This window comes from Micrococcus terreus (assembly GCF_900116905.1).
GTDB lineage: Bacteria > Actinomycetota > Actinomycetes > Actinomycetales > Micrococcaceae > Citricoccus > Citricoccus terreus.
The window spans coordinates 200,910-214,446 of sequence record NZ_FPCG01000003.1 but is presented as its reverse complement, the minus strand read 5'-3'; the positions used below and the strand labels follow the sequence as shown (position 1 = coordinate 214,446).

At 71.6% G+C, this 13,537-nt stretch carries 11 protein-coding genes and 1 tRNA gene; 4 read left to right on the top strand and 8 right to left on the bottom strand.

Translation table 11 applies throughout. The features are described from left to right. Nucleotides 1-115 precede the first annotated feature (115 nt). The 4 genes from BM355_RS05410 (at nt 116) to BM355_RS05395 (ending at nt 4,135) form a co-directional block, all read left to right on the top strand. Nucleotides 116-186 (top strand) — tRNA-Gly (locus BM355_RS05410). Nucleotides 187-214: 28 nt separating this feature from the next. Beyond that, nucleotides 215-1,219, top strand: coding sequence for an AEC family transporter (locus BM355_RS05405; RefSeq protein WP_091695808.1), 1,005 nt, complete (start codon nt 215-217; stop codon nt 1,217-1,219). Between the two features lie 35 nt (nt 1,220-1,254). Further along, nucleotides 1,255-3,012, top strand: a complete 1,758-nt coding sequence (locus BM355_RS05400; protein WP_091695805.1) for a helicase HerA-like domain-containing protein — start codon at nt 1,255-1,257, stop codon at nt 3,010-3,012. 7 nt (nt 3,013-3,019) lie between these two features. Then, the gene (locus tag BM355_RS05395) at nt 3,020-4,135 is read left to right on the top strand and encodes a hypothetical protein (protein WP_091695802.1); all 1,116 of its coding nucleotides are present in this window, start codon (nt 3,020-3,022) and stop codon (nt 4,133-4,135) included. 19 nt (nt 4,136-4,154) lie between these two features. Here BM355_RS05395 and BM355_RS05390 read toward each other — a convergent pair whose 3' ends face one another. The 8 genes from BM355_RS05390 to BM355_RS05355 all read right to left on the bottom strand — a co-directional run bounded on the left by BM355_RS05390 (nt 4,155) and on the right by BM355_RS05355 (nt 13,493). Then, complete coding sequence (locus BM355_RS05390) at nt 4,155-4,631, bottom strand: flavodoxin domain-containing protein (RefSeq protein WP_091695800.1); 477 nt, start codon at nt 4,629-4,631, stop codon at nt 4,155-4,157. A 76-nt stretch (nt 4,632-4,707) separates the two neighbouring features. Continuing rightward, nucleotides 4,708-6,879, bottom strand: coding sequence for an NHL domain-containing thioredoxin family protein (locus BM355_RS05385; protein WP_091696062.1), 2,172 nt, complete (start codon nt 6,877-6,879; stop codon nt 4,708-4,710). Nucleotides 6,880-7,107: 228 nt separating this feature from the next. After that, complete coding sequence (locus BM355_RS05380; RefSeq protein WP_091696060.1) at nt 7,108-7,365, bottom strand: DUF6480 family protein; 258 nt, start codon at nt 7,363-7,365, stop codon at nt 7,108-7,110. 60 nt (nt 7,366-7,425) lie between these two features. Then, nucleotides 7,426-8,319, bottom strand: a complete 894-nt coding sequence (locus tag BM355_RS05375; protein ID WP_091695798.1) for a hypothetical protein — start codon at nt 8,317-8,319, stop codon at nt 7,426-7,428. Further along, a complete protein-coding gene (locus BM355_RS05370; protein ID WP_091695796.1) occupies nt 8,316-10,565 on the bottom strand; it encodes a bifunctional copper resistance protein CopD/cytochrome c oxidase assembly protein in 2,250 nt (749 codons plus the stop codon). The genes BM355_RS05375 and BM355_RS05370 overlap by 4 nt, the downstream gene beginning before the upstream one ends. 43 nt (nt 10,566-10,608) lie before the next feature. Further along, nucleotides 10,609-12,015, bottom strand: coding sequence for a Dyp-type peroxidase (locus BM355_RS05365; RefSeq protein WP_091695795.1), 1,407 nt, complete (start codon nt 12,013-12,015; stop codon nt 10,609-10,611). Further along, nucleotides 12,002-12,649, bottom strand: a complete 648-nt coding sequence (locus BM355_RS05360; protein WP_091695793.1) for a copper chaperone PCu(A)C — start codon at nt 12,647-12,649, stop codon at nt 12,002-12,004. Before BM355_RS05360 ends, BM355_RS05365 begins: the two co-directional genes overlap by 14 nt. A 142-nt stretch (nt 12,650-12,791) precedes the next feature. Further along, nucleotides 12,792-13,493: a copper resistance CopC family protein gene (locus BM355_RS05355; RefSeq protein WP_091695791.1), complete on the bottom strand. Its 702-nt coding sequence runs from the start codon at nt 13,491-13,493 to the stop codon at nt 12,792-12,794. Between the last annotated feature and the right edge of the window lie 44 nt (nt 13,494-13,537).

Here is a 13,537-nt window from a genome sequence, read left to right as displayed (position 1 = left end):
GGCCGGGGATTCCCGACGACGCCGCCTGACGTCGTCGGGATCTCTCGTCATCCGCTGGCCTCGCCGCGTCAGAGGAGTCGACGACGTCCGAAACTGGTATATGGTGGAGGGCGCTGCGGGTGTAGCTCAATGGTAGAGCGCCAGCTTCCCAAGCTGGATACGCGGGTTCGATTCCCGTCACCCGCTCTCTTCATGCCCGGATGCGGAGGTGGCCATGCTCGAGGTGCTCTCCGGATTCACCGTGGTCTGGGTGATCATCCTGGTCGGTTACATCACCGGCCGGACCGGCGTCCTGGGCCCGCACGCCCAGATGGTCCTCTCCCGCACGGCGTTCTTCGTGGCCAGCCCCGCCCTGCTGTTCGACACCCTCAGCGCCGCCGACGTCCGCGCCGTGCTCGGGCCCCAGCTCTGGGTGGCCACCCTCTCCGCGTTCCTGGTGGCCCTGCTGTACCTGGCGCTCGCTCGGCTGGTCCTGGCCCGCCGGACCGGGTCGGAGACCGTGATCGGGGCATTGAGCTCCTCCATGGTGAACTCGGCGAACCTGGGCATCCCGATCGCCGCCTACGTGCTGGGCGATGCCGCCCTGGCCGCCCCCGTGCTGATCTTCCAGCTGGCCATCTACACCCCGATCTACGTGGCGGCCATGGACACCCTGACGGCACGCGAGGCGCGTCTGCCCGCAGTGACCGGCGCTGAGCATGAAGCCGGTCAGCGCACGGTCCGGGTGCGAGCGCGCAGCCGGTGGGTGGCGTTCTGGCGGCAGCTGGGCGCGGTGGCCCGCAACCCCATGGTGATCGGCTCCGTGGCCGGACTGGTCTTCTCCGCCACGGGCTGGTCGCTGCCGGGGCCGGTGGCCGAGTCGATCCACCTGATCGGCGGGGCGTCGATCCCCGCCATGCTGCTCGCCTTCGGCATGTCCCTGGTGGGGGCGAGGCCGCTGGAGAAGTCCTCCGGCCGTCGTCGGGATGTCACGGTGGCCTCGGTGCTGAAGCTGCTGGTCCACCCGGCGCTGGCCTATGTGCTGGCGGTCTTCGTGTTCGGCCTGGAGGGCCGTGATCTGCTGATCGCCGTGGTGCTGGGCTCGCTGCCCACCGCGCAGAACGTGTTCGTGGCCGCCTCGCGGTACGAGTCCGGCACCACCGTGGCCAAGGACACCATCCTGGTCACCACAGTGGTGGCCATCCCGGCGATGATCGCCGTCGCGCTGCTGCTGGCCTGACCCCGGCCGGCCCGCAGAACTCCTACACTGCTGACATGGCCGATCAGAACGCTGCTCCCACCTCCGCCGCCGACTCCGCACTGCTGACCACGCTGCGGGAGGGGTACTCCTTCACCGAGCCCGCCATCACCCTGGGCGCGGCGATCACCGAGGACACCGTCCACGCGGACGTCCCCGTGCGCCTGCCGCTGGGCATGATGAACCGCCACGGACTGGTGGCCGGCGCCACGGGAACCGGCAAGACGGTGACCCTGCAGGTGATGGCCGAGCAGCTCTCCCAGGCCGGGGTCCCGGTGTTCCTGGCGGACATCAAGGGCGACCTCTCCGGACTGGCCACCGCCGCCACCCCGAACGAGAAGCTGACCGCACGCACCCAGCAGACCGGCATGCCCTGGGAGGCCACCGCGTACCCGGTGGAGTTCCTGGCGCTCGGCGGGGACGGCACCGGCATTCCCGTCCGGGCCACCGTGGACTCGTTCGGGCCGCTGCTGCTCTCCCGGGTGATGGACCTGAACGACACCCAGGAGTCCAGCCTGCAGCTGATGTTCCACTGGGCCGACGAGCGCGAGCTGCCTCTGGACGACCTCAAGGACCTGCGCGCCGTGGTCATGCACCTGACCTCGGACGAGGGCAAGGAGGACCTGAAGGGCCTGGGCGGGGTGGCCAAGTCCACCGCCAACGTCATCCTGCGCGAGATCACCGCACTGCAGGCCGGCGGCATGGACCGCTTCTTCGGCGTGCCGGAGTTCGAGACCGCCGAGCTGCTGCGCCAGGCCCCGGACGGGCGCGGGGTCATCTCCTGCCTGGAGCTGCCCACCCTGCAGCAGAAGCCGGTGCTGTTCTCCACCTTCATGATCTGGCTGCTCGCCGACCTGTTCGCCGAGCTCCCGGAGGTGGGGGACGCGGAGAAGCCCAAGCTGGTCTTCTTCCTGGACGAGGCACACCTGCTCTTCAAGGATGCGTCCAAGGCGTTCCTGCAGACCATCACCACCACGGTCCGGCTGATCCGGTCCAAGGGCGTGGGCATCTTCTTCGTCACCCAGACCCCGCAGGACGTCCCGGCGGATGTGCTGGGCCAGCTGGCCAACCGCGTCCAGCACGCCTTGCGCGCTTTCACCCCGGATGACGCCAAGGCCCTGAAGAAGACCGTCTCCACCTTCCCGCACACCGACTACGACCTCGAGAAGGTCCTGACCTCCGCCGGCACCGGTGAGGCCGTGGTGACCGTGATGGACGAGGACGGCTCCCCCACCCCGGTGGCACTGACCCGCATGTGGTCCCCGCAGTCGGTGATGGGCCCCTCCGAGCCGTCCGTGATGGACGGGATCGTCCAGGGCTCCGCGCTGTTCGCGGCCTACGGGACCGAGCAGGACCGCGTCTCCGCGGCGGAGCGGCTGGCAGGAGTTCCCGACGGCGGCGCACCGGCAGGTGCCCCCGCGCCGGCGGGCACGGTGAGCACGGGCGGATCGGTGGGGGCTCAGCAGCCCGGAGCGGGACAGTCCCAGGCGGACATCGACGCCGAGGCACGGCGGATCGAGGCCGAGATCCTGGGGCACGGGATCCCCTCCGCACCGGCCCCGCCGCAGGCCGAGCGTCCTGCGGCACGTCAGAAGGCGGATCCCGCCCCGCAGGCCGAGCGCCCCGCACCGCGGAAGAAGGCCGAGCCGAACCCGGCGGCGGACATCGCCAAGGACATCGCCACCGCCGCGGCCACCGCGTTCGGACGTCAGGTGGTGCGCTCGATCTTCGGCACCAAGCGCCGCGGCCGCCGCACGGGCGGCCTGTTCGGCTGATCCCCGCATGAGCGAGGCTCCCCGTCGGTCCCACCGCCGCTCACCGCTGCCCCTGGTGCTCGGTGGGCTCGGTGCCGTGCTGGTGGGGGCGGCCGGGGCGGCGGGCATCACCTGGGCGAACCAGGAGGTCCGCTCCCCCACCGCACCCGTGGAGCAGTACCTGGCGGCGCTCCAGGACGGGGACGGGGCTGCGGCGCTGGGCCTGTCCGGTGCCGTCCTGCCGGAGGGCACCGAGGCCGGAACCCAGCTGCTGGACGGTGAGCCGCTGACCGCAGCGGTCGCGCACCTGCAGGACCTGGAGGTCCAGGACGCCGGCCACGCCACCGGCGCTGTCACGGGCTCGACCGCGCCCGCCCCTGACACCGAGCGACGGCAGATCGAGGTGACGGGAACCGCCGGCGGCACCCCGTTCCGCACCGCGTTCACGGTGAGCCATCAGGGCCGGGACTGGCTCTTCTTCGACCGCTGGGCCATGGATCCTCTCCGGCTGCCCACCGTGACGGTGGAGCCTCGCGGCCTGACCACGGATGTGGGCGCTGCGGGATCCACTCAGGACACGGACGGCGATCCCCTCTCCGCCACCCTGAACGGGGCGCAGCTGCCGTTGACCCGGACAGACGGCTCCCTGGTGGCCCCGCGCCTGGCGGTCTTCCCACCGGCGCACCTGCAGGCCCAGTTCCAGAGCAGCCACCTGGCGTCCGAGCCGGCCCATCTGACCGTGGCGCGGGCCGGACAGGATGAGGTGCTCCCGTTGACGGTGACTGCCACGGAGCTGGCCGTCGAACGGGTGCAGGAGCAGGTGGAGCAGTACCTGGACCAGTGCACCGAGCAGCAGGTCCTGCACCCCACCGGCTGTCCGCTGGACTACCAGTCGGCCCAGAGGGTGGACCCGTCCTCGATCCGGTGGGAGATGGTCCAGATGCCGCAGTTCGCTCAGGCTCAGCTGATCTCAGCCGGACCCCTCACCGAGGCCACCCTGGAGGGCACGGCACGGATCACCGTCACGGAGAGGGACCTGATGACCGGGGCCCAGCAGCGCGTGCAGGAGGATCTGCCGGTGACCTTCACGGGCACCGTGCTGGTGACCCCGGAGTCGGTGCGGTTCACCCCTGAGGTGAGGTGACGCCGTCGGGAAGGGCTGTTCAGCTGGCGCCGCGGTGGGCCAGGGACTTGCCCCAGGCCTCGATGGCGGACCAGTCACGGAAGTCGCCGTACTGTCCCTTGGCCATCCGGATCTGCAGCTTCTCCAGGAAACCCAGCTTCTCCTCCACCAGGGCGCCCCGGAAGTAGCCGATCTCCTTGGGGTGGTAGGACTCCAGGACCAGCCGCAGCTTCGGGTCCAGCTCAGGCCCGCCACCGGAGGCCAGGATGAACAGGGGCTTTCCGGTCAGCTCGGCCCGGTTCGCGTCCAGGAACTTCTTGCCCTCCGAGTCCAGGCTGCCGCGGTAGACGGGCAGGGCGACGAGCACGGCGTTAGCGCCTTGGACCCACTTCTGGGCGTGCGCCGGGTCCTGGACCTCCACGCCCACGCCCTTGTTCTTCCGCAGGACCTCCGCCACGCGCTCGGCGATCTCGCGGGTGGATCCGTGCTGGGATGAGGCAACGACGAGGGTGGTCATCAGGACAGCCGCCTTCGGGTCGGGGTGCGTGTGGTCAGTGGTGCGGCGCGACCAGCAGGCCCACCGGCACTCGTTGTCAGTGTATCCCGCGCAGGTCCAGGTCCAACCGGGTCTCCGGAGTGACGCCGCCGTCAGCCGCCGCATCCTCGCCGTGGACCGTGACCGGAATGCCCCAGTCCTGCTGGTACAGGTGGCAGGCGGCGTGGTCCGGGATGGGCTGGCCGGGTTCGCCGTCGCAGGAGGCCGCACGGGCGGTGATGTGCAGGACGCCCTCAGGGATCTCCGGGTTGATCCGCAGGGTGCGGGCCAGACCGGTGGAGGTCCCGGCCCCGTCCAGCAGCAGCTCCTCCGGGGAGGCGGAGATCTTCAGCTGCGTGGGGTCACCCCAGCGGTCATCCAGCTTCTGGCCGGTGGGGGCACTGAAGGCCACGGTCAGCTCGAGGTCGCCGGCGGCCACCGGGGTGCGCGGCCGCTGGGTCTGCTGCGCGCCCTCATCCACCTGCAGGAACTCCTCCGGGACGGACAGGCGCACCAGCTGGTGGGCGTTGGTCTCCACCACCACGATGCTCGCCGCGGCACCGTCCGGACCCGGCTCCACCAGGATGTCCGAGGGCTCCTTCAGCCCCCGCGCCACCGTGGACACGCTGGCCGGGGTGGGACGCCCGTCCGCGGCCACCCCCTCCGGGGCGTACCGGCGGATGGCGCCGTTGTAGGTGTCCGCCACCAGCACGGAGCCGTCCGGCAGGGCGGTCACCCCCAGCGGGTGCTGCAGCCGCGCCTGATCCGGGGCGCCGTCCCGGAAGCCGAAGTCGAACAGGCCGGTCCCGACGACGGAGCGCACCTGGCGCTGGACGTCACCTGCCGCCGCGGCCGAGTCGGCAGAGCGCGCCGGGGTGATGGCCCGCAGGGCGGAGGTCTCGGAGTCGGCCACCCAGACGGTGCCGTCAGCGGACTCAGCCAGACCCGAGGACTGGGCGAACCAGGCCGCGTCCGCCGGACCGTCCAGCAGTCCCTCCAGGCCGGTTCCGGCGTACACGGCGAGGTCACCGGTGCGCGGGTCGAAGGAGAAGAGCTGATGGGTGCCGGCCATGGCGATCACCAGGGTGTCCTCTGCGGTGGACCACAGCACGTCCCACGGGCTGGACAGCGAGGTCTGCAGCGGATCGGAGCCGAAGGGCGCCAGGGAGACGGTCACCCCGTCCTGTCCTGCTGACGATCTGGCGGCGGACTCTGCCTCGGCGGAGAGCTCGGCGTCGGTGGCATCCGCCGCGTGGGTGGAACGGTGCGCGGCCTTGGCCAGCTCGGAGTCGATCAGCCGCTGCACGCCGTTGCCGGCCAGGGTGGTCACGGTGCCGTCGGACAGCCGGACCCCACGCAGGCGGTGGTTGACCGAATCCGCGACGATCACGTCATAGCCGACCTGCTCCGCCACCTCGACGGGCGGCAGGGCCAGACCCTGAGGCTCGTTGAACAGCGCGGCCTCGGGGCAGCCGTCGTGATGTCCTTTCGTCCCCTCGCCGCCGGACTCACCGGCGCCGCCGATGGTGCGCAGGACGGTGCTCAGGTCCGTGGCGATCTCCACGAGCCGGTGGTGGCCGGTGTCTGCCACCAGGAACGAGCCGGTCTCGGTGCCGCGCTCGCCCAGGGCGATGGCCTTACCGGGGAACTTGAGGTCGCGGGCCACGGGCTCGGGCGGGACATAGGGGCCGGAGCCACGGTGCAGGGTGCCCTTGGCCTCATGCTCGGCGGCCAGCTCCTCCACCAGGGAGGTCAGGCCGGCCACGTGGCCCTCGCCGGAAAGGTGCGCGGCGATGTAGCCCTCCGGGTCCACCACCACGAGCGTGGGCCAGGCTCGGGCGGAATACGCCTGCCAGGTGGTCAGGTTCGGGTCGTCCAGGACGGGGTGCTGGATGTCGTAGCGCTCCACGGCGGCGGCCAGCGCATCCGGATCGGCCTCATGCTCGAACTTCGGGGAGTGCACGCCCACGGTGACCAGGACGTCATGGAAGCGCTCCTCCAGCGGACGCAGCTCGTCCAGCACGTGGAGGCAGTTGATGCAGCAGAAGGTCCAGAAGTCCAGGATGACGATCTTGCCGCGCAGGTCCTCGAGGGTGACCTGCTGGTCCCCGGTGTTGAGCCAGCCGCGTCCGATCAGCTCGGAGGCGCGGACCCGGCTGGTGGCACGGGGGGCTGGTGCGGCGGGATTAGTGCGGTCGGTGTTCTGGGACGTTGCGGCTGCATCTGTCATGTCCACCATTGTCCCGGATCCGGGCAGTCCGTGTGTCCGTGCGGCCTCATGAGGACACACGCGGGGTGAGATGGCGGGCCGGTGGGGCCGGCGGGCGAAACGGCGTCGTCTCTGCGACATGTCGTACCGGCAGTCGGTACGACATGTCGCAGAGACGACGCAGAACCGTCGGGGGACCCCGGTCAGGGCCAGCAATTCGGCCTGCCCGGTCCGGCCCGCCCCGGACCGTCAGTGGTGGCGGTCGTCCTGCTCGGTGTTCTGGTCCATGCTCATCTGGTCCTCGGCGGGCGGGGTCTCTCCCGGAGGCACGCCGCCGCCGGGCTCCAGGCCGGTGACGTTGCCCTCCTCCGGGTCCGGGTTGGCCGAGCGGGCGGCGGTCTCCGCGTCCTGGCGGATCTGCTGCTCCGTCTCGCCGGTGCCGGTGTTGGCGTCCAGCTCCGGGTCCCTGGTCTGGTCTGCATGTCCGATGTCGGGATTCTCAGTCATGGACCCATGCTTCCAGCCGGACCCGGGGCTCGTGAAGACCTCCGCTTCCGGCACCGGGGACTACAGCTCGGCCAGCGCGGCGTCCAGCATGGCCTGCGCCATGGCGGTGAACTCGGCATCGGCCACCTGGCTGGACCCGATGAACGAGACCATCACCGCATGCTCGCCCTGCCGACCCACCAGCACCTGGGCGGTGGCCGGGGCACCGTCCCCACTGACCGGGCTGCGCGTCCACAGCAGGGCCGACTCCACGGCCTGCGAGGTCTCCGCCTCCGGCACCGAGCTGGCCAGCTCGAACGTGGCGGCTCCGCCCTCGCCGGAGAACGTGCCGTCCACGGTGAAGCTCAGCTCGCCGCAGTCCTGCACCAGTCGGTCCACATTCTGCACGTGCTGGTCCACCACGCCGATGTCCTCCAGCGCGGCCACCTCCACGGTCCCGGTCCCCCGGAAGGTCGCCGATCCCACGTCGATCCGCGAGGCCGCACTGCCCGGGGCCAGCAGCGGCGACCAGTCCACGGCCGTCAGCGCCGACTTGCACTCGGACGGGTCCACGCGGGTGCCGGTGGTGTTGGACTGCCGCAGCCGCACGTCCTCGCGCAGACCGGACACCTGCTCCTCGGTGGCCACGGCCTGCTCGGTGAAGCCGAAGCTGGCCGCCCGTTCCGCCGCTGCCGCTGCCGCACGCTGATCAGGACGGTCAGCCTCAGCGCCCTCAGCGGCTTCGCCGCCCTCTCCCGACGACGTCCCCTCGCCCTCCGCAGGCGCGCTGGGCTGGGAGGTGCCGGAGCCGACGTCGGGATGGCCTGCCGGGGTGGAGGCCGAGGTGGCCTCCTCCGGCGACTCGTACGCACCGCACCCGGCCAGCAGACCGGCGGTCAGCGGCAGCACGGCCAGAGGAGCGAGGGCGGCCAGGCTCCGACGACGGGGCCGGACAGAGGGTGCAGGGCGGGTCACGGGCGGGGTCCTTCGGTCTCGTCGTCACCGAGGCGGGCGTACATGGCGTTCCACGCCTTCAGCTCTGCCTCGTCGTTCAGGTCGGCCTTGCGGTCCAGCCGCTTGGTCTCCTTCTGGTCGTTGCGCCACCACTGGTAGGCCGCGATCACCGCCATGATCACCGTGGGCACCTCGCCGATCCCCCACATGATGGCGCCGCCGATCTGCTGGTCGGCGATCGCTGAGGGGCCCCAGTCCCGGCCCATGGAGCCGAACCAGGAGGCCTGCAGCAGGGAGTCGGACCCGGTCATGGCCACGCCGATGAACGCGTGGAAGGCCATGGTGGCCAGCAGCAGGACCAGACGCAGCGGGTACATGGTGCGCCGCGGCAGCGGGTCGATCCCCACCATCACCGAGGCGAACAGGAACCCGGTGAGCAGGAAGTGCACGTTCATGAACTCGTGGCCCACGTGCTCGTTCAGGGCGAAGCCGAACACTGGGGTGTAGTAGAAGATCAGGATCGAGCCGGCGAAGTTCATCCCCGCCACCACCGGGTGGGTGATGAACCGCCCCCACCAGGAGTGCACGATCCACAGGATCCACTCGCGCGGGCCCCGGGTGCCGTCCGAGCGGGCCGGCAGGGCGCGCAGGGCCAGGGTGATCGGGGCGCCCAGCACCAGGAACAGCGGGGAGATCATGGTCAGGGTCATGTGCGCCACCATGTGCGCGCTGAACAGCACCTGACCGTAGACGGCCGGCGCACCGGAGGTGACCCAGAACAGCACGATCAGGCCCAGGGTCCAGGAGACCGTGCGCAGGATGGGCCAGGAGTCCCCGCGCTGCCGCAGGCGGATGGTGGAACGGATGTACCAGGCCAGCAGGAAGACGATGATCGCCACCCAGAGCCAGTCCGGCCGCCACACCGTCAACCAGCGCTCGGGCGTGAGCTCCGGCGGGAGATCGTAGCCGGTGAGGATGCGCGCCGGGGAGGCGTCCGGGGCCAGCTCCTCCGGGACCGGGGGTGAGGTGCGGCCCAGCACGGTGGCCAGGCCCAGGATCGCGCCCATCAGCACCGCCTCCACGGCGATCAGCTGCCACAGCAGTCGCCGCGCGGCCGCCGGAGGCTGCTCGGTGCCGGTGGCCAGGCGCGGGATGATCCAGAGCCGGTGCATCAGGCCGATCGCGCCCAGCAGCAGTGTGCCCACGAACTTGGCGAGCACGATCAGCCCGTAGGGGCTGGTCAGCTGCTCCCACTGGTCCATGCGGATGCCGGCGTTGACCACACCGGAGATCGCCACGGTGGCCAGTCCCAGCCCGGCCAGCAGCGAGTAGCGCGAGACCACCGTGTGGATCAGCGGCTCCGGACCCTGGCGGTGCGCCGAGCCCCGGCCCGTGGCACCGTCCGGACCGGTCAGCCGCCCTGAGATCAGCGCGAGCACCAGCAGGCCTCCGATCCACACCACCACGCCGAGCAGGTGCAGGCCGATCGAGTTCACCGCGGCGTTGTGGTCGTCCCCGGAGGCCGAGTGGCCGATCAGCGCCAGCGGGACGATCCCCACCATTCCCAGCAGTGCGGTCCAGGCCAGACCGGTCACCGAGCGCACCGCGATCACCAGGGAGGTCACCACGGCGGCGATCACCGTCACCCAGAACCAGGCCTGACCCACCGAGATCGACTCGATGTACCCCACCAGTCCGGAGGTGAATCCCGGGCCCGGGTCCAGCGGCATGCCCGCCAGGTCCGAGTAGCTCAGCACCACCATGGCGAGTGCCGCCACCGTCCAGACGGCGGCGGCCACCGCGGCCACGCGCATGAGCAGCGCGAACGCCGGATGCTCCGGAGCTGCGACCTCATCGGCCCGCTGCTGCTCGCGGTCCTTGGCCGTCCGGCCTCGGCCGGCCCGCCCCCCGGCGGCGTGCGGCGGCAGGATCCCCACGGCAAAGACCAGTGCGGCCAGGGTCACCGGCATCGCGATGTTGTGCACCAGCTTGGCCAGGGGCAGACCCCACCGGGTGACCGAGCCCGGGTCCGAGAGCTCCCGGACCGCGGTGATCCCGGTCAGGCTCGCCGCGATCGCCAGGGCCACGGCGGCTGCCACGGCCACCCCGATCCACACCCAGCGGGGCACTGCGGCCACGGTCCCGACGACGTCACGCCCCCGGGGCGCACCGGAGCCACGCCCCGAGGGGGTCTGCTGGGCAGACCGGGGTGCTGGGGTCGAGTCACGGCGGGGTCGGGTGGAGCGGGGGGAAGGCACGAGGTCCATTCTCTCAGGGTTCGAGGGGGCGGTGTGTGGGCGGGCTGCGGGGTCAGGTGCTGAAGAGTCCCTCCCCCACGTAGCCGCCCTCCTGGCAGCCCGGGGGGATGGCGAACACGGCCGAGCCCACCGGGACGGTCCACAGGTTCAGGTGGTCGGACTCGGCCAGACGCCGCTGGACGGGCAGGTACTGCTGGTCCACATCGCACTGGTAGGCGGCGAACAGCAGTCCCGAGTCCGAGACCGAGTCCGCACCGGAGGGCCCGTCGTCGTAGTTGTAGGCCCGGCGGAGCATGGACTGCTCCGGGATGTCCGTGCGGGAACGGCGCAGGTGGGAGATGTCCGAGATCACCGGGAACCCGCGCTCGTTCATCGCCCCCAGGTCCGGCTCGTCATGCTCCTCCCGGCCGGTCAACGGCGCACCGGTGTCCAGCCGCCTCCCGATCACCTGCTCCTTGGCCGGCCGGTCCAGCTCGTCCCAGGTGTCCAGCTGCATGGCGATCCGCCGCAGCACCAGGGACGTGCCGCCCTCCAGCCACGGCGTCAGCGGCAGCGGCCCCTCCCCCTGGCCCCACACCACCCGCTCCAGGTGCGCGGTGTCCGGGGAGGGATTCGAGGTGCCGTCCACCTGGCCGAACAGGTTGCGCATGGTGGTCCCGCCGGGGTGGGATCCGCGCGCGGAGCGGAACCCGGTCTGCACCCAGCGCAGCGTGGTGAACGCCCGGGTGTCCTTGAGCAGCATCCGCCGGGCGTGCGCCAGGGAGACGGGGTCGTCGCCGCAGAGCTGCAGCAGCAGGTCTCCGTGGCTGTACTCGTCCTGCAGCCGGTCGATCCCGAACGCCGGCAGCGGCCGCAGCCAGTCCGGCATCCGGGCAGGGTCCACGCGCCGGACCAGTTCCGGCCCGAACCCGAACGTCACGGTCAGCCGGGCCGGCGCGGCGGCCAGCTCCGGTTCGGTGTCCGCCAGGGTCGCCCGGCCCTGCGTGAGCCGGGCGGCGTCGTCCGTGAGCAGGCGCAGCATCCGCTGGATCCGCTCACGGTCCGCGTCCGGCTTCAGGTCCAGCGCCAGGAACACGGCGTGCGTCTGCGCCGGGGTGTCCACACCGGCCTGCCGTGGGCCGTAGAAGGGCACGGTGTCCGTCCCCACCGGCGAGCTCACGGCCACGCGCCCGGCCTCGCCTCCCGGCTCGGCCCAGGTGGGATTCCCGACGTCGGCCCCCGCGGCGGGTGCCCCGGCCTCACTCGGTCCGCTGGTCGCCTGCCCCGAGGCGGGGACGCTGGCTCCTGCAGTGGTGGATCCGGAGCCGTGCCCGGCCACGTAGCCCAGAGCGGTGCCGATCATGCCGCCGCCCAGCAGACCGGTCCCCAGGACGAAGGCTCGCCGGGAGGTGGTCCGCGGCTCGGGGTCCTGGACCGGTGCCGGGCCGGTGGACTCGGGATGGGGGTCAGTGGTCGCCATGGCCGTCCTCGTCCCCGTCACCTGACTCGGCCTCGGACTCATCGGTGTCGTCCGCCTCGTAGACCTCGTTGGCCCCGGCGTACTCCTTGGCCACGGCCTCCAGCGGCAGCGTGGTGCCGTCGGCGAACTCGAGGGTGACCAGCACCTGCTGGCCCGGCTCGATCGGCTCGGTCAGCTGCATTAGCATGATGTGGTCACCGCCGGGGACCAGCTCCAGGCTCTGACCCGGCTCGATCATGAAACCGCCCTCCTTCTCCTGCATCAGGGTGGAGCCGGTGCCGTCGTCGGCGGTCTCATGCAGTTCGGCCCGCTGGGCGGCCTCGCTCTGGGCGCCGACCAGGTGCAGCTGCCGGTCGGAGTCATTGGCGATGACCCCGAAGACGCCGGTCATGTGCTCGTCCGCGGCCTTGGCCCAGGGGTCCGTCACCGAGATCTGCCCGGAGGGAACCGTGGTGCTGGCACTGGAGGTTCCTGTGGCGCCACCGTCGGCGGGCGCGGGGTCGGAGGCGGCGCTGCAGCCAGTCAGCAGCAGGGCGGTCACGCCGGCTCCAGCGCTCAGGGCCCTCAGGCGCCGGGACAGCGCGGTCCGGGTCGGCTGGGTGTTCTGGGGGCTCTGGGTGTTCTGGATGTTCATCAGGGGAGTCCTCGTCGTTGAGGCGCGGCAGCGCGCGCAGAGAAGAAAGCAGGATCAGGAAAGGTGTGCGGATGCGGCCCGAGGGCACGCAGAGGAGGATGCGGCCGATGCCGCATCTCAGCACGGGGACGGCAGGTGCCGGTCAGCCCAGACTCTTGGCCTTGCGGGCGGCCACCACCAGGCCCAGCACCACCACGGCGACGCCGCCGAAGCCCACGGCCCAGACCCAGGCCGGCAGCGGAGCCGACTCCTGCGAGGAGTCCTCCACCACGGTGTCCTCGGCCGGTGCCGTCTCGCCAGCGCCAGGCGCAGTGCTCTCTGCACCGGACGGAGCCGTCGTCGTGCCCTGGTCCTGGGTGGGCTCGGTGCCGGCCGGGGAGGACGGCGAAGCGCCCGCGGCCAGGACGCCGCACCCGTCAGCGGGTGCACCGGTGTCCGGCCCGTTCGGGTCCTGCACGGTGAAGGCGTACTGCTTCTCCTCCGAATGGCCGTCCGAGTAGACCACACGGTAGGAGACGTCATAGTCCCCGTTGGGCATGCCGTCGCAGAGGGCGGCGCTGAGGGTCGGCCCGGTGACGGTGGCCGCGCCGTCCTGCCACTGGTGGCCGTCCTGGTCCCGGACCTGGACGAGGTTCTGGATGCCCTGTCCGGTGATCAGGTTGCCGGAGAAGCTCAGCAGCAGCTCCTCAGGAGCGGTCTGCAGGGTGGCGCCGTCGCCAGGTTCGGCGGAGAGCAGCTGGTCGTGGGCCAGGGCCGGAGCGGCGGCCCAGAGTCCGCTGGCGAGCAGTCCGGTGGCTGCGGCGGCGGCCAGCAGGCGGCGGGGATGAGGGTGGTGCCGTGTCATGGTGTCCTTCGGGGCGCGGGGTCAGACCGGCGCGCCGGGTCGAG

What these genes read in the sequence shown, in the direction of transcription:
- BM355_RS05405 (WP_091695808.1), top strand. Translation starts at nt 215, where the DNA reads ATGCTCGAGGTGCTCTCCGGATTCACCGTGGTCTGGGTGATCATCCTG.
- BM355_RS05400 (WP_091695805.1), top strand. Translation starts at nt 1,255, where the DNA reads ATGGCCGATCAGAACGCTGCTCCCACCTCCGCCGCCGACTCCGCACTG.
- BM355_RS05395 (WP_091695802.1), top strand. Translation starts at nt 3,020, where the DNA reads ATGAGCGAGGCTCCCCGTCGGTCCCACCGCCGCTCACCGCTGCCCCTG.
- BM355_RS05390 (WP_091695800.1), bottom strand. Translation starts at nt 4,631, where the DNA reads ATGACCACCCTCGTCGTTGCCTCATCCCAGCACGGATCCACCCGCGAG.
- BM355_RS05385 (WP_091696062.1), bottom strand. Translation starts at nt 6,879, where the DNA reads ATGACAGATGCAGCCGCAACGTCCCAGAACACCGACCGCACTAATCCC.
- BM355_RS05380 (WP_091696060.1), bottom strand. Translation starts at nt 7,365, where the DNA reads ATGACTGAGAATCCCGACATCGGACATGCAGACCAGACCAGGGACCCG.
- BM355_RS05370 (WP_091695796.1), bottom strand. Translation starts at nt 10,565, where the DNA reads ATGGACCTCGTGCCTTCCCCCCGCTCCACCCGACCCCGCCGTGACTCG.
- BM355_RS05365 (WP_091695795.1), bottom strand. Translation starts at nt 12,015, where the DNA reads ATGGCGACCACTGACCCCCATCCCGAGTCCACCGGCCCGGCACCGGTC.
- BM355_RS05360 (WP_091695793.1), bottom strand. Translation starts at nt 12,649, where the DNA reads ATGAACATCCAGAACACCCAGAGCCCCCAGAACACCCAGCCGACCCGG.
- BM355_RS05355 (WP_091695791.1), bottom strand. Translation starts at nt 13,493, where the DNA reads ATGACACGGCACCACCCTCATCCCCGCCGCCTGCTGGCCGCCGCCGCA.